At 38.0% G+C, this 16,309-nt stretch carries 15 protein-coding genes; 7 read left to right on the forward strand and 8 right to left on the reverse strand.

Annotated elements, in window-relative coordinates:
• Nucleotide 1: 1 nt before the first annotated feature.
• The 4 genes from trxA to FGK96_RS09185 form a co-directional block, all read right to left on the reverse strand.
• The gene (trxA, locus tag FGK96_RS09170) at nt 2–316 is read right to left on the reverse strand and encodes a thioredoxin (protein ID WP_138083261.1); all 315 of its coding nucleotides are present in this window, start codon (nt 314–316) and stop codon (nt 2–4) included.
• Nucleotides 317–433: 117 nt separating this feature from the next.
• On the reverse strand, nt 434–2,767 hold the full coding sequence (locus tag FGK96_RS09175) for an endonuclease MutS2 (RefSeq protein WP_138083262.1): 2,334 nt from the start codon (nt 2,765–2,767) through the stop codon (nt 434–436).
• A gap of 68 nt (nt 2,768–2,835) precedes the next feature.
• Complete coding sequence (locus tag FGK96_RS09180; RefSeq protein WP_138083263.1) at nt 2,836–3,381, reverse strand: CvpA family protein; 546 nt, start codon at nt 3,379–3,381, stop codon at nt 2,836–2,838.
• A 2-nt stretch (nt 3,382–3,383) separates the two neighbouring features.
• The gene (locus FGK96_RS09185) at nt 3,384–3,692 is read right to left on the reverse strand and encodes a hypothetical protein (protein WP_003084886.1); all 309 of its coding nucleotides are present in this window, start codon (nt 3,690–3,692) and stop codon (nt 3,384–3,386) included.
• Between the two features lie 118 nt (nt 3,693–3,810).
• On the opposite strand from FGK96_RS09185, the gene rnhC reads away from it, so the two are divergent.
• From rnhC to FGK96_RS09205, 4 genes are all read left to right on the forward strand, one after another.
• Entirely contained in the window at nt 3,811–4,728 is a 918-nt protein-coding gene (gene rnhC, locus FGK96_RS09190; RefSeq protein WP_138083530.1) for a ribonuclease HIII, read from the forward strand.
• A gap of 15 nt (nt 4,729–4,743) precedes the next feature.
• On the forward strand, nt 4,744–5,337 hold the full coding sequence (lepB, locus tag FGK96_RS09195) for a signal peptidase I (RefSeq protein ID WP_003085300.1): 594 nt from the start codon (nt 4,744–4,746) through the stop codon (nt 5,335–5,337).
• A gap of 51 nt (nt 5,338–5,388) precedes the next feature.
• Nucleotides 5,389–7,806, forward strand: coding sequence for an ATP-dependent RecD-like DNA helicase (locus tag FGK96_RS09200; RefSeq protein WP_138083264.1), 2,418 nt, complete (start codon nt 5,389–5,391; stop codon nt 7,804–7,806).
• A gap of 80 nt (nt 7,807–7,886) precedes the next feature.
• Nucleotides 7,887–8,360 (forward strand): hypothetical protein, encoded by a 474-nt coding sequence (locus FGK96_RS09205; RefSeq protein WP_138083265.1) that lies wholly within the window; start codon nt 7,887–7,889, stop codon nt 8,358–8,360.
• Between the two features lie 27 nt (nt 8,361–8,387).
• Here FGK96_RS09205 and dinB read toward each other — a convergent pair whose 3' ends face one another.
• A complete protein-coding gene (gene dinB / locus FGK96_RS09210; RefSeq protein ID WP_138083266.1) occupies nt 8,388–9,482 on the reverse strand; it encodes a DNA polymerase IV in 1,095 nt (364 codons plus the stop codon).
• A 208-nt stretch (nt 9,483–9,690) separates the two neighbouring features.
• Between dinB and pflB the strand changes: the two genes are divergently transcribed.
• Both pflB and FGK96_RS09220 read left to right on the forward strand, forming a co-directional pair.
• Nucleotides 9,691–12,018 (forward strand): formate C-acetyltransferase, encoded by a 2,328-nt coding sequence (gene pflB / locus FGK96_RS09215; RefSeq protein ID WP_138083267.1) that lies wholly within the window; start codon nt 9,691–9,693, stop codon nt 12,016–12,018.
• 60 nt (nt 12,019–12,078) lie between these two features.
• Nucleotides 12,079–12,516, forward strand: coding sequence for a GNAT family N-acetyltransferase (locus tag FGK96_RS09220; RefSeq protein WP_138083268.1), 438 nt, complete (start codon nt 12,079–12,081; stop codon nt 12,514–12,516).
• 169 nt (nt 12,517–12,685) lie between these two features.
• On the opposite strand, the gene FGK96_RS09225 is transcribed toward FGK96_RS09220, so the two are convergent.
• Nucleotides 12,686–13,618: a serine hydrolase domain-containing protein gene (locus FGK96_RS09225; protein WP_138083269.1), complete on the reverse strand. Its 933-nt coding sequence runs from the start codon at nt 13,616–13,618 to the stop codon at nt 12,686–12,688.
• On the reverse strand, nt 13,615–14,367 hold the full coding sequence (locus tag FGK96_RS09230; protein ID WP_138083270.1) for a CppA N-terminal domain-containing protein: 753 nt from the start codon (nt 14,365–14,367) through the stop codon (nt 13,615–13,617). The genes FGK96_RS09225 and FGK96_RS09230 overlap by 4 nt, the downstream gene beginning before the upstream one ends.
• Before the next feature lie 114 nt (nt 14,368–14,481).
• Here FGK96_RS09230 and FGK96_RS09235 point away from each other — a divergent pair, with 114 nt between their 5' ends.
• Complete coding sequence (locus FGK96_RS09235) at nt 14,482–15,399, forward strand: sulfite exporter TauE/SafE family protein (RefSeq protein WP_138083271.1); 918 nt, start codon at nt 14,482–14,484, stop codon at nt 15,397–15,399.
• Between the two features lie 34 nt (nt 15,400–15,433).
• Here FGK96_RS09235 and gla read toward each other — a convergent pair whose 3' ends face one another.
• The gene (gla, locus tag FGK96_RS09240; RefSeq protein WP_138083272.1) at nt 15,434–16,282 is read right to left on the reverse strand and encodes an aquaglyceroporin Gla; all 849 of its coding nucleotides are present in this window, start codon (nt 16,280–16,282) and stop codon (nt 15,434–15,436) included.
• Nucleotides 16,283–16,309 lie beyond the last annotated feature (27 nt).

Consider the following 16,309-nt stretch of genomic DNA (forward strand, 5'->3'; position numbering starts at 1 on the left):
TTTATGAAAGCTCAGCGATAATAGCTTTGATTTGGTCTTTTGTATGAACACCCGCCACTTGTTTTACAACTTGTCCATCTCTTTTGAACAAGAGTGTCGGAATAGACATAATGCCAAATTCACTAGCAGTATTTGGATTTTCATCAACATCCATTTTAAAGATTTTGATGTCATCTTCATCCAATTCTTCAGATAATTGTTCAATAATTGGCGCCTGCATCAAGCATGGACCACACCAAGTTGCCCAGAAATCAATAAGAACTAATCCTTCTTTTGTTTCTGATTCAAATGTTGCATCGGTAACGATTTGTGTCATAATATGTCTCCGTTTCTTCTAAATCATATGTTTATTTTAGGGCAATTCTAATCATAAAGCAAGCATCTGCTACGGTGACTCAGAAAGCATGGGTAACACAGTTGCAACTTATCATCGTTAGCCCAAGTTAGCAATGGTACAACCTGAGCCACCTTCATTTTGAGGCGCATAGCCAAAACTTTTGACATGTTTGTTGCGACGCAAATATTTGGTTACCGCCTCACGAATAACACCAGTGCCAATTCCGTGAATAATATCTACTTGGCTCATATTATTAACAAGGGCTTGGTCGATAAAAGCATCTAGTTCTTGCATAGCTTCTTCATAGCGTTTGCCTCGTAAATCCAGTCGTGCACGTGGTCCGTTGCTTGTGCTTCGTTTTACTACATTTAGGGTCTGTTTTTTCGGTTTTTGGTTCTCCTCAGTAACCTTAACCAATTGAAATTCATCTTCGGTTAAAGTCATTTTTATCAAACCTACTTGTGCTTCCCATTTATTTCCTTTTACCTGATTTAGAAGTGTTCCTCGTTGGCCATAAGCAGTTACTAATATATCGTCACCAATCTGTGGTTGTCGTAGTTTCTTAGCTTTCTTCAAGACTTTATTTTGAGTTAAATCCGTTTTGGGAATCAACTTTTTCAACTGACCCTTAGCTTCTATGATTTGATGTGGTTTTAATGCTGACGCTTCATGTAATTTTGTTAATATCTCTTCACTTTCAGCCAAAGCCAAAGTAACAATTTCTTGCGCTTCTAAGCTGGCTTTCTCGATTTCCTTGTCCTTGGCTTGGGCAAATTCATGATAAAGCTTTTTGACCGCGCGGTTAAATTTAAGGTTATCTTGCTCAACTTCTTTGATATGATCAAGGCGGTGCCGACTTTCAAGCGTCTGTTTTTCTAATTCTTCAATAATGCGATTGACATCACTATCTGAGTCCGTCATCTGCTCTGCCTGATTAACAATATGGTCAGCTAAACCGAGACGACGGGCAATTTCAAAAGCGTTCGAACGGCCTGGGACACCTTGCATAAAATGGTAAGTGGGTTTCAAACTACGACTGTCAAACTCCATACTAGCATTCTCAACAAAGGCTGTTTCGATGCCATAGGCTTTCAATTCTGGATAGTGAGTAGTAGCCATTGTCTTAATTTCCGTTAAGCGCAACTGCTCCAAAATAGCCATCGCTAAACTTGCCCCTTCTTGAGGGTCCGTTCCCGCTCCAAGTTCATCAAAGAGAACTAAGCTGTCTTGATCTGCTTCATCTAAGATAGCTACAATATTAGTCATATGGCTTGAGAAAGTTGATAGGCTTTGCTCAATAGACTGCTCATCACCAATATCTGCAAAAATATCTTTAAAAACAGCGATACTTGATCCTTGATCAGCTAAAATAGGGAGCCCCGATTGCCCCATGATTTGGGCTAAACCTAAGGTTTTTAGCATGATTGTCTTCCCACCTGTGTTTGGTCCAGTTATGACAATAACTGAAAGCTGTCGCGAGAAATGCAAATCATTAGGCACTGGATTTTTAAGTAACGGGTGACGAACATTTAAAAGCTGAATAGACTTGTCCGCAGAAATTTTGGGTAAGCTAGCCTTATGATCTATTAAATAAAGATACTTGGCTTTTACAAAGTCAAGATGGCCAATTAGCCAAGCATTATTAGCCAATGCCCGACTATGTGACCTCAACATGTCTGACAGAGATTTTAAAATGCGACTGATCTCATGACGCTCATCCGCATGTAGCTGAGTGATTTCTTCATTAAGCTGAACCAGAGCCCGAGGCTCGATATAGACCGTGTTTCCTGATGCTGAGATATCATGAACGATACCAGCTACTTTATGCCGATAGGTATTTTTCACTGGTAAAACACTGCGACCATTTCGACTAGCAATTAAACTTTCAGAAAGAAAATCTCCATATTTTTTTAAGATGTCTTGTAAGAGTTGACGCACATGGTTTTCGCTATCAGTCATTTTTCTTCTGATAGTCGCTAATTCTGGACTAGCAAAGCTTTCGATAAATCCGCCATCGTTAATGGCTTGTAAAGAACCTTGCAAATGAGGAAAAGTTTCGACTTTCTCAAAAAGCCTCTTTAGCACGACTAAATCAACATTTTCTAACTCTTGGTAAAAACGGCTAATCTCGGCTGAAATCATCAAGAGCCGCTTAATATCTAGTAGCTCTTGGATATTCAGGTCAGTTTCTAATTCTAGGCGACGTATGGGCTCAGTTAGGTCTCGCAACGTCCCAATCGTGAAATGGTGATTTTCAACAAAAATCGCTGACATTTCCTTAACTTCTGTAATATAATCTTGTAACTTACTAATTTGGTTGGTTGGTTCTAATTGTTGTAATTCAAATTTGGCTTGATCAGTTTGCAGATAAGTTTGGAACTGTTCTTTAACTTTAGCAAACTCTAATTGTTCTAAAATTTTTCTATTCATAACTCCTATTATACCTTAAATACTGGGAAATAATGCTATGGAAAAAGACCAGACAGCATGTTCTGGTCTTAGATGACCTGATCAATCCACAAATAGTGAATGATAGAGGTCATAGGTGGGCATTGTGTAATCAGTTGTTTAATCAGAAAATGTCGAGACAATTGTTCTTGAACACTTAACAGTGGAATTGTTGCAAGGACGCTAAATAGCATTGAAAAAACCATAATCCCTACGCAAACAGCCATAAAGCCACTAACAATTTGCCATTTTTGATCCTTAAGATAGTCCGTAGGCAAAAAGTGAACAAAAACACCAATAAAACGAACAAGTGTGTAGGAAATGATAAAAATAACGACAAAAGCAATACCAGCATAATAAACTTTACTTAGGTCAAAAATATTCACATCTTTAAAAAAGGCCATCTTGGTTCCTTCTATGGGATTTGAATAGGGAATCCATAAGGTAAGATGTCGGGCTAGAGATTGGTAATGATTTTTAGCTACAAAAAGTGAAAAAACAGCCCCTAAAAAATAAAAAGATTGTAAAATAATACCTCTGCTAAAGCCAATATAAAAAAGCCATAACAAGATTAAAAGGATAAGTAGTGAAACCATCTTTATTCCTCATCCAGTGCAGCTTGATTCGTTTTTTCTTGAATACCAACAAGCGTTTTCTGACGTAATTCACTGATTTCTTTTTCTAATTTTTCAACTTCAATTTCACGACTTAGTTGTGTTGACAAAGAATTAATAGCCATTAGAATAGCCACAGTTTCATCATCTGCTTCTGGCAATCTAGTCTTAATAGCATTGTATTTTTCTTTTGCAACGTGCTCAACTTCTTCCATAAAGAGATTATCTTTATCAGTCGTTAAGGTCAACTGTTTTTCACCAAAGGTAAATTTAAAACGATTATTACTTTTCATAGGTACACCCCTCATAAGCATTATACCGTAATTTAAAGCTTTCGTAAAATAACAACTTTTAAAGGAGCTGGACTAAATGATTTCGCCTTGCTTCCTTTTTTATGATAAAATAACTCTTATGGAAACTATTGTTATCAAACCCACCCCTTCTCAAATAAAAAAAATAACTGATTTACTTAAACCTTATCACATCAGCAACTCAAGCCCATATGTCATTTTAGCAGCAAAATACAAATCTGTTACCTGTCTGTTATATTCATCTGGTAAACTTGTTCTTCAAGGAAGTCAGGTTGAAACTGTGGCAAACGAGCTAGGTCTTAAGTCTGATAAAAAAACAGCTTCTCAACATTCTGTTGTTCAAACTCGTGACCAAAATATTCCCTTAATTGGAAGTGATGAAGTTGGTAATGGTTCTTATTTTGGAGGGCTCGCCGTTGTAGCGAGCTACGTTGAGCCTACTGATCATCCTTATCTTAAAGAGCTTGGTGTAAACGACTCTAAAACTCTTAACGACCATAAAATTAGACAGATTGCTCCTTTGTTAGAAGAAAAAATAAGACATAAAGCCCTGCTATTATCTCCCCAAAAATATAATCAGATGGTCGGTCCCGACAAAGCTTACAATGCGGTCTCAGTCAAAGTCGCCTTACACAATCAAGCCATTTTCCTGTTATTGCAATCAGGTGTTAAACCTAGTAAAATCGTAATTGATGCTTTTACTAGTAAGCAGAATTATCAAAAACACCTCAAGAAGGAAAAAAATCAGTTTCCTAATCCTTTGTCTTTAATTGAAAAAGCTGAAGGACAATTTTTGGCAGTTGCAGTTAGTTCCATCATCGCCCGTAACCTTTTTTTAGAAAATTTAGATCATCTCAGCAAAGAGCTAGGCTATCAATTACCTAGTGGGGCTGGGAAAGCATCCGATTTGGTTGCTAGCCAGCTTATCCAAGCCTATGGCATGTCAGCTCTTGACTATAGTGCCAAGTTACATTTTGCAAATACTAGTAAAGCAATGGCTTTAAGTAAAAAATCATAATTATCGAGGAAAAACATGAAAAACTTTATCAAAGAATGGGGACTCTTTATCCTCTTTATCCTTATTTTCGGAATTTCACGCCTTACCTATTGGCAGCCTGTCAGAGTTGACGGCCATTCAATGGATCCTACCTTAGCCCACAATGAACGCTTAATCGTATTACGTCATACAAAAATTAATCGTTTTGATGTGGTCGTTGCAAAAGAAGAAGAAGACGGTCAAACCAAAGAAATTGTTAAGCGAGTCATTGGTCTGCCTGGCGACACTATTTCTTTCAAAAATGATATGTTATCTATTAACGGCAAAGAAACACAAGAACCTTATCTTAAAGAGTACTTAGCAGCCTTCCAAGAAGATAAGCTTGAAAAAACTTACTCTTATAACACTCTCTTTCAAGAGTTAGCAAAAAGTGCTAATGCTTTCACTGTTGATAGTTCTGGGAGGACAGAGTTCTCAATTACTGTTCCTAAAGGAGAGTATTTCTTACTCGGGGACGACCGGATTGTTTCACGCGATAGTCGTGAAGTAGGAACCTTCAAAAAAACTGATTTAATTGGAAAAGTAAAATTGCGATACTGGCCAATCAATAAGTTTCACATATTTCAATAGAACCCCTGCCACTGGCAGGTTTTCTATTATCTCAATTAGAAAGGCTCTTTTATGGAATACTTTTTCTCTGGAAGTATTGATCGGATTATCTTTGAAAATGCTAGTAATTTTTTCAAAATCTTACTAGTAGAACTTGAGGATACTGATAGTGATTTTGATGATTTTGAAATTATTGTAACAGGGACCATGGCAGATGTAGCAGAAGGAGAAGACTATACCTTTTGGGGTGAATTAACCCAACATCCTAAGTATGGCCAACAAGTCAAATTGACACGTTATCAAAAAAATAAACCAAGTTCATCAGGTCTTATCAAGTATTTTGCCAGCGACCACTTTAAAGGTATCGGAAAAAAGACCGCTGAAAAAATTGTTCAGCTTTACGGTGAAAACACTATTGATAAAATCTTAGAGGATCCTAGTCAATTAGAGACAATATCTGGTTTCTCAAAAGCCAATAGGCAGGCCTTTATTAGCAAATTAAAACTCAACTACGGAACCGAACAGATCATTGCTAACTTAGTGGCACTCGGCATTTCCAATTACTATGCCTTCCAGATTTTTGATACTTATAAAGAACAGAGCCTAGAAATTGTTAAAGAGAATCCCTATCGTCTAGTTGAGGATATTCAGGGAATTGGCTTTAAAATGGCCGACGCACTTGCTGCAGAAATTGGAATTGCTAGTGACGCTCCAGAACGTTTTCGTGCCGCCCTTTTGCACTGCTTACTGCAAGAATCAATAAACCGAGGGGATACCTACATTGAAGCTAGAGACCTCCTTGACTATGCCATTACTCTCTTAGAGGAGGCTCGACAAGTAGAATGTGACCCTGCTCAAGTTGCACAAGAATTGAGTCAATTAATTACTGATCAAAAAGTCTACAACAGTGATACAAAAATCTTTGATAGCAGTCTCTTCCTTGCTGAAGAGGGCATCCAAAAACACCTCAACCGGATCCTTGCGACTCCTCTAATAAAGGAATTAAAACAAAGTCAAATCTTCGATACCATCCAAAGCATTGAAGACCAGCAAGGTATCCATTATGACCACGTTCAAAAAGAAGCGATTTCTAAAGCGTTAACAAATAAAGTATTTATCCTAACTGGTGGACCTGGGACTGGAAAAACAACGGTTATCAGAGGTATCCTAGATGCCTATGCTAAGTTACATAAGATTGACCTTGACAAAAAAGATATTCCCATTGTTTTGGCAGCCCCCACAGGTCGAGCTGCCCGACGCATGAACGAATTAACGGGATTACCTAGTGGGACAATACACCGTCATCTTGGTTTAAACGGCGATAATGATTATCAATCCATTGACGACTTCTTAGATTGTGACCTCATTATCATTGATGAATTTTCCATGGTGGATACTTGGTTGGCTAATCAGCTCTTTGGTGCTATTAGTTCTAACACCCAAGTAATCATTGTAGGAGATAGCGATCAATTACCTTCTGTCGGGCCTGGTCAAGTTTTGGCGGACCTTTTAAAAGTGGACATCCTCCCTCAGATCGCCCTACGTAAAATTTTTAGACAATCTGAAGATTCAACCATTGTTGAGCTAGCTAACCAAATCCGACAAGGACATTTACCTGCTGATTTCAAAGAAAAAAAGGCAGATCGTTCTTATTTTGATGCTTATGCACAGCATATTCCGACAATGATTACCAAAATTGTCTCCTCTGCCATTAAAAGTGGCATTGACCCTGAAGAAATTCAAATTTTGGTACCTATGTATAAAGGTCAAGCCGGAATTAATAGCTTGAATCAATTGATGCAAGAACTCTTGAACCCTCTTCAAAATCAAACAGAATTTCTCTTTAATGAAACGCATTTTCGACTTGGAGACAAGGTTTTACATTTGGTAAACGATGCTCAGCTAAACGTGTTTAATGGAGATATTGGTTATATTACAGATTTGATTCCAGCTAAATATACCGAATCAAAACAAGATGAAATTGTTATGACTTTTGATGGGAGTCAAGTGACCTATCCTCGCAATGAGTGGTTAAAAATTACGTTAGCTTACGCCATGAGTATCCATAAATCTCAAGGGAGTGAATTTCAAGTTGTTATCCTACCTCTAACACGACAATCTGGGCGGTTGCTCCAACGTAATTTAATTTATACAGCCGTTACGCGCTCCAAAAGCAAATTAATTATGCTTGGTGAATACTCAGCCTTTGATTATGCCATTAAACACGTGGGTGACCGGCGCAAAACCTATTTAGTGCAACGCTTTAGTTACAGTAATAAGGATAGCCAACTCTTACATACCCACCAAAACCAGCTAGAGAGCTCAGCAATTTCAAAAGCTAGAAGCTCCATAATAAATACCCCAAAGTCAATGGATGAGCCAGCTAAGCCCCAAGAAGATTGTCGCTTAACGGTTAATAACTTTCTTTCAATCGATCCAATGATTGGCCTTAGCCAAGAAGATATCCTCTCTTTTTTCAAAAAAATGTGATTCACCCCTATGTGCCCTAATAAACTTATGATATAATGAACTTGTATTACTAATAATATACAAAAGGGTTGGAGGTTTATATGATTTCATACGAAAAAGTGCGTCAGTCACTTAAAACGCTCAATATTCTGATTATTGTTCTGAATGCTATTCTAGTAGTATTCTCTGTCTTTGGACTCATCTCATTGTTGCTTATTTTGAATAATGACCAGTTGATTTCACAAATGGGTGCTGATCAGGCGGCTACGCTAGAACAAGCTGTTACACCATTCTCGCTATTTATTTCTATTATTGCAATTGCACTAATGACCGCTATCATTGTCTACACGGTCATTAACCAATCAAAAATTAAAAAATTAATAGAAGTTAATTATTTACCTTACTACCTAGGATTTGGTTTATGTGCGGTTAATATTATTTCTACCTTATTAACTGCCCCAAATATTATTGGTATTGTCATTCAGTTGCTCTTCCTTACTCTTTATTACTTTGCTTTTAAGAAAGCAAAGACTTTAAATGAGAAAGAGCATTCTGAAACAATCGAAGATATCTAAAAAGCTTAGGACTATTTCCTAAGCTTTTTAGAGTTCTAGCAATATCTCGTCATTCTTTTCCTCTAACTGGGTTATAGTAACTCCCAGTAGTCGGATTCCTAATTCCGACTCTTCTATGCTGTCATAAATTTCATTTGCTGTTTGGCTTATTACTTCTAAATCGCGGGTAGCCCGATCTAAACTAACACGCTTCGTCAAAGTTGTGAAATCTGCATAGCGAACCTTGAGAATGACAATTTTACCGCGTTTATTACTATTACTCAAGCTAGTAACAACACGCTGAACATGTTTGGCAATTTCCGCTTTTACATCTGCCTCCGCATACAATAGCTTGCTGTAGGTCCGCTCACTACCAATTGATTTTCGAATACGATTAGCCTTCACAGGTGAATAACTAATCCCACGCGCCTTCCGATAAAGATCAAAACCAAAGCGACTAAAGTGGTCAATCAAAGTTATTTCTGATAACCCCAATAAATCTTTTCCATTATAGATACCCATCTCATGTAGCTTTTCCACAGACTTTATTCCCACTCCGTGGAATTTTTCGATTGGAAGCTTCTCAAGAAATGGCTGCGCTTGATCTGGTAGAATAAGAGTTAAACCATGAGGTTTCTCAAAGTCACTAGCTAATTTTGCTAGGAACTTATTATAAGATATACCTGCTGAACAAGTCAGATGTAATTCCTTCCAAATATCATACTGGATTAGCTTGGCTATTTTGACAGCCGAAGTCAATCCTAATTTATTTTCAGTAACATCAAGATAGGCCTCGTCAATCGACATAGGTTCTACTAAATCGGTGTAGCGCTTAAAAATCTGCCGAATTTTTAGACCTACCTCTTTATATTTATCATAATTTCCCGAGATAAAGATAGCTTGCGGGCAACGCTCATAAGCTTCTTTCGAGCTCATTGCTGAATGAATACCAAAAGCTCTAGCCTCATAATTACAGGTCGACACAACACCTCTTCCTCCGGTTTCCCGAGGATCTTTAGCAATAACTACTGGTTTCCCTTTTAGGCCTGGATTGTCACGCATTTCCACTGCAGCAAAAAAAGCATCCATATCGATATGGATAATTTTACGAGAAGTGTCGTTAAGGAGCGGAAATATAAGCATAAAATCCTCCTATAATCATTATAACTTTAAATTTTTAGAAAGACAAAGGAATAGCAGTGATACAGATTGTTACTGTTTTCTCAAACTGTATTATAAAAGAAAAAATAATTTGTCAAGAAATATGCTTGGGAAAACGTTTCCTTTATGTTAAACTGATTGTGTAAGTGTAACAGAACCTTTTGTTACTAGAATATTTAAGGAGAAAATTATGGCAACTGTAAAAACAAACACAGATGTTTTTGAAAAAGCTTGGGAAGGCTTTAAGGGAACAGATTGGAAAGAAAAAGCAAGTGTTTCAAGATTTGTTCAAGCAAACTACACGCCTTATGATGGCGATGAATCATTCCTTGCTGGCGTTACTGAACGTTCATTAAAAATCAAAAAAATTATTGAAGATACTAAAGCAGAATACGAAGCAACTCGCTTCCCGTTTGACACACGTCCTTCTTCAATCGCCGAAATCCCAGCTGGTTTCATCGATAAAGAGAACGAATTGATTTATGGTATCCAAAACGATGAATTGTTCAAACTGAACTTCATGCCAAAAGGTGGTATCCGTATGGCGGAAACCACTCTTAAAGAGAACGGCTATGAACCAGACCCAGCAGTTCATGAAATCTTTACTAAATACGTTACTACCGTAAATGATGGTATCTTCCGCGCCTACACTTCAAATATCCGTCGTGCGCGCCACGCTCATACTGTAACTGGTTTGCCAGACGCATACTCTCGTGGACGTATTATCGGTGTTTATGCTCGTCTTGCTCTATATGGTGCAGATTACTTAATGCAAGAAAAAGTAAATGACTGGAACGCTATTACTGAAATTGATGAAGAATCAATCCGTCTACGTGAAGAAATTAACCTACAATACCAAGCACTTGGTGAAGTCGCTAAACTTGGAGACCTTTATGGTGTTGACGTTCGCCGTCCCGCAGAAAATGTTAAAGAAGCTATTCAATGGGTAAATATTGCCTTCATGGCTGTCTGCCGTGTTATCAACGGTGCTGCAACTTCCCTTGGACGTGTGCCAATTGTCCTTGATATCTTCGCAGAACGTGACCTTGCTCGTGGAACATTTACCGAATCAGAAATCCAAGAATTTGTTGATGACTTTGTTCTTAAACTACGTACAGTAAAATTTGCTCGTACTAAAGCTTATGACGCACTTTACTCAGGTGACCCAACATTCATTACAACTTCAATGGCTGGTATGGGTAATGACGGTCGTCACCGTGTTACTAAGATGGACTACCGTTTCTTGAACACTCTTGACAATATCGGTAACTCTCCAGAGCCAAACTTGACTGTTCTTTGGACTGACAAGTTGCCAGAATCATTCCGTCGCTACTGTATGAAAATGAGCCACAAACATTCTTCTATCCAATATGAAGGTGTGACAACAATGGCCAAAGAAGGTTACGGTGAAATGTCATGTATTTCATGTTGTGTATCACCACTTGACCCTGAAAATGAAGACAAACGTCACAATATCCAGTACTTTGGTGCTCGCGTAAACGTGCTTAAAGCCCTACTTACTGGTCTTAACGGTGGTTACGATGATGTTCATAGAGACTACAAAGTATTTAACGTTGTTGAACCAATCACATCAGAAATCCTTAACTACGATGAAGTTATGGCTAACTTTGAAAAATCTCTTGACTGGTTGACAGACACCTATGTAGATGCCCTTAATATCATTCACTACATGACTGATAAATACAACTATGAAGCAGTTCAAATGGCTTTCCTACCTAGTCATCAACGCGCTAATATGGGATTTGGTATCTGTGGCTTCGCTAATACCGTTGATACACTATCAGCGATTAAATATGCAACTGTTAAAACAATACGCGACGAAAATGGTTACATCTACGACTACGAAGTTACCGGTGATTTCCCTCGTTATGGTGAAGACGATGACCGTGTAGATGATATTGCTAAATGGTTGATGGAAGCTTACCATACTCGTCTAGCTAGCCACAAACTTTATAAGAATGCTGAAGCTTCTGTTTCTCTTCTTACAATTACTTCAAACGTTGCTTATTCAAAACAAACTGGTAACTCTCCAGTCCACCGTGGTGTCTTCTTAAACGAAGATGGTACCGTGAACACAAGTAAAGTTGAGTTCTTCTCACCAGGTGCTAACCCATCTAACAAAGCAAAAGGTGGTTGGTTACAAAACCTTAACTCACTTGCTAAACTAGAATTCTCTCATGCTAACGATGGTATCTCATTAACTACTCAAGTTTCACCACGTGCCCTAGGTAAAACATTTGATGAACAAGTTGATAATTTAGTTACTGTTCTTGATGGTTATTTCGAAAACGGTGGCCAACATGTCAATTTGAATGTTATGGACCTTAATGATGTTTACGATAAAATCATGGCAGGTGAAGATGTTATTGTTCGTATCTCAGGATACTGTGTCAATACTAAATACCTCACACCTGAACAAAAACAAGAATTGACACAACGTGTCTTCCACGAAGTTCTCTCAATGGACGATGCTGCTGAAGCTATCTCAGGGAAATAATTTTTGCTAAAAAGAAACAATGTCTATTGACATTGCTTCTTTTTTAGTTAAAATAGTTTTATGATTATCAAACAAACCCGAAATACCTTATCAAAAACGTACATTGATGCTGTTAAAATCCGTCAGACAGTATTCGTTGATGAACAAAAGGTACCCGCGTCACTTGAAATTGATAAAGATGAAGCGCATTGTCTTCACTTTACAGTATATCACGATGATGGCAGACCGTGTGCAACTTGTCGTATTCTTCCAAGCAAAAATGATACCACCATTACCTTACAACGTATGGCCGTTTTATGTGACTTTCGTGGCGATCAGATAGGACAGACCTTGATGACTTATGTGATAGACTATGCTCATATTCAAGGTTTTGAAAAAATTGTTTTGCATGCACAGTTATCGGCCCAAACTTTTTATGAAAAGCTTGGATTTTCACCAGTCGGTCCTATTTTTGAAGAGGCGGGTATTAAACACATTGCTATGGAAAAAACTATTTAAAAAAGGCTAGGCCTCTTTGTTCTTACTTTAGACATAGTATTGTGATCTTAAGCATCCTAGAAAGTGTTACATTAAAAAAAAGCTCAAGATATGATATGCCTATCAAAGATTCAAAAAATCCTCATCTTATTGAGGATTTTTCTACTTTTCTATTAATAAGAATCTTCGTTCAATGATTCTCTTCAAACGCGGACCTTATAACAGTCATTAAGGCATCACGCTCTTTAATCCATTCTGCTCTCTCATCTTTATCATAGGTACGGTTAGTGAGAAAAATAGCTGCTTCTCGCTTTTGATTATACATGATAAAAGTTCCAGTGTAACCAGTATGATCTAGATAACCTTTATTTAAGCGCCAAGCCAATGAGCGTTCTTTTTTCTGATGACTATAATTTTGAAAAAGCTTAGCTGAAAAGTCATCTTGCATGTAATGTTCAAGAAAAGTCTTCATATCTTTAAGAGTAGAAAAGAGCCCAGCTGACCCGGCATGATTTTCCAAGACCTTTGCTTTAGGGTCATGGACAATTCCGTCATCTATGCCTTTTACAGTCGGCACTGCACCAGCTCTTGGACCAAAGCTCGTTTCAGACATACCAAAAGGCTGAAAAATATAATCGAAGAACAGCTGATCTAAAGACTTATCCAGTAATTTCTCCAACATAAAGCCTAACAAGAGAAAATTGACATCGGTGTAGCGAAATGTTTTATCACTAGTCACTTTTAAGTGATTCAGTGCCTCTTTAAGCTGCGCTGCATTAAGTTGATTCCTATTTGGAATATAGGGGTCTAAACCGCTAGTATGAGTTAAAAGCTGCCGCACAGTAACCTCGTTACTGCTAAAATCGGGGTAGTAAAACTGCAATGGTCTATCCAGCTCTAAAGCTCCGCTATTGACCAAAAAAATAGATAAGGTTCCAACACCCACCACCTTGGAAACACTTGCTAAATCGTAAACTAAATTGGCTCTAACAGGCTCCGTGCCCTCAATGGTTCCCAGATAATATTCCTGCCATTTCCCATGCTGAAAGAGAGCTAAACTCGCTCCTGGATATAGCCCTTCAGAAATTTGCTTTTGAATAAAATCGGTAACTTTTGACATCATTTAGTAAACCAGATCTCAATAAGGCTTGGATCGGAAACAACTAATATTTTTTCCTTAGGATCCAAATAGACACTCACATTCTTTTCTTCTAAAGAAAGTTTTAAGGCCGCTAAGTCGTAGTCATTTGGTACTCTCACTTCTAAAATCTCTAAATCCCACGTTATATGTGGCTCAATAGCTAGGTCTGGGCCTTCTTTTTCAACGAAATCTATCGTTATTGGGAAATCACCTTCAAAAATATCTTGGTAAAAAGAACGCGACACTTGTTCTTCTAAAACATTGAGAACAATTGTTTCAAAGGTAAAATCAGTTAATCCTAGAAAACCTTCCTCTGCTGCCAATTCTGGTAAGTCAGTGATTTCTAATTGTCTGATATCATCCTCAGCATGTAATAAGAATCGGTCTCCTTCTGGTGATAAAACTTCAAAGGCATAGCCATTAGGGCCAATGAAAAGCCTATCTGCAGCTGCTCCGTGTGCCAAAAGTTGCTCAATAGCTTTAGCATCGCTTGTTTTTATGACAATGGTGTTAACTTTTTTAGGGCCCTCAACAGCGCGTGTTCTAACAGAAGGTGACTCTTCAATGACAAAACGTTTGTTACCTGATCCAAAGGAAGTAAAAATAGCAATTGCATTTTCCTCTGAAACTAATTTCAAACCTAGGTTTTGTTGGTAAAAATCGATATTCAATTGACGATTATTAACCCGCAAAACAGGCGTTAAAAAGACTGGATTTTCTAATGTAGACATGTCTTCCTCCTAATCCTCTGTTATTATAGACGAAAAACATTTTTTTGACAAGAAATTATGCGCTGACCTGCAATAACATTGACCTAAACCCTTTTTTTAGGTAGACTATTATCTATGCATGATCATTTAATCTTACACTTAATACAAGTGTTGCTCATTCTGGCAATGCTTTTTATTTTAATAACCTTAATCCGCCATTTTCGTCAGAACAAGATTAATCCCTTCAAACGTTTTTTGACTGGATTTTGGATTGGGCTCGTCACAGATGCTTTAGACACATTAGGAATCGGCTCTTTTGCCACAACTACAACTTTTTTTAAAGCCACAAAACTGGTTAAGGATGATAGTAAATTACCTGGAACTATGACTGCGGCACACGTTATCCCTGTTTTATTTCAGTCACTATGCTTTATCTTTGTAGTTAAGGTAGAAGTTATTACTCTTGTTTCAATGGCTGCAGCAGCCTTTTTGGGAGCTTTTTGGGGAAGCCGTATTACAAAAAGCTGGCATACCCCCACAGTTCAATTTATTTTAGGGGTACTATTGGTAATAGCGGCGAGTATTATGGTTTTCCGAATGATTTCTAATCCCGGTAACAATATTGTCCATTCTATGCATGGCTTACATGGTATCTGGCTTATTTTAGGTATTTGCTTTAACTTCATTATTGGTATTTTAATGACTATGGGATTGGGAAATTATGCCCCTGAACTCATCTTCTTTAGCTTAATGGGTCTAAGCCCCGCTGTAGCCATGCCGGTAATGATGTTGGATGCTGCTATGATTATGACCGCCTCTAGCCATCAATTTATTAAGGATAATCGTGTTTCTTGGGAAGGCTTTGCAGGCATTGTCAGTGGCGGAATTATTGGCGTTTTTCTAGCTGTCTTTTTCTTAACGAATTTACACCTAGACGCACTCAAGAAAGTTGTTGTGCTTATTGTTATAGCTACTGGAATCATGCTCATCCGATCTTCAATAACTAAAAAAACGAACTCAGATAGCACTCATCACAATAAAAAAACTCCTTAGCTGAAGCAATGCTGTCAAGTAAGGAGCTTTTTTATTATTTGATATAAAGTAGTTTAAAGATTGCAACTGCTAGAACAGCGGCCATAATTGGGCTAAGTACGGGTACCCATGCATACCACCATTTTGAATCACCTTTAGCTTGTCCAAGTACTGATTTAGGCAAGAAATGGTGAACGATACGAGGTCCAAGGTCACGAGCAGGATTTAAACCTGGACCAGTAGGTCCTCCTAAGGAAGCCACAAGCGTCATTACAAGGAAACCAATCGCTAAATGAGCCACCGCTAAGCTACCTGAAGTATAAGGAGCAACTTGTGTTTCAGCAATTGTTTTATCGTAACCTGCTGCAACCAGTTTACCAACTAATTCTGAGCCGAAAAAGTTCTTGGTTAATGCTAAAGCTCCAAAGAAAAGGACAAATGATCCAGCGAACTCATTAGCAAAGCCATTAATAATAGCAGCTTTTTGGCTAGCTTTTGTTCCATCATCGAGAGCTGAAATCGTGGAGAAAGAGCCCAAGATTGGATTTGGATTTTCTGTTTTACGGAAGTAAGGACCATAGACTCCGACAACGACAAGTTGACCAAACATAGCACCCAAAATTTGTGCAATGATATATGGAAGAACATGTGCCCAAGGGAATAACCCTGATACTGCAAGCCCTAACGTAAAGGCAGGATTGATGTGGTTTCCTGAAACGTTACCAAACATTAATGCTGGCATCATAACCCCAAAACCATAACCTAGGGCAATGATAACCCAACCTGAATTATTGCCTTTAGTTCCTTTTAAGTCAACGTTTGCAACTGCTCCATTACCTAAAATCAAAAGTAATGCCGTTGCAAGAAATTCTGTGACGTACTTCACAGTCCATGTAACATCCATTTGTTTATACTTCCTCCAAGTGTTTAA

It is taken from the genome of Streptococcus porcinus (assembly GCF_901542335.1).
In the GTDB taxonomy this organism is placed as follows: Bacteria; Bacillota; Bacilli; order Lactobacillales; family Streptococcaceae; genus Streptococcus; species Streptococcus porcinus_A.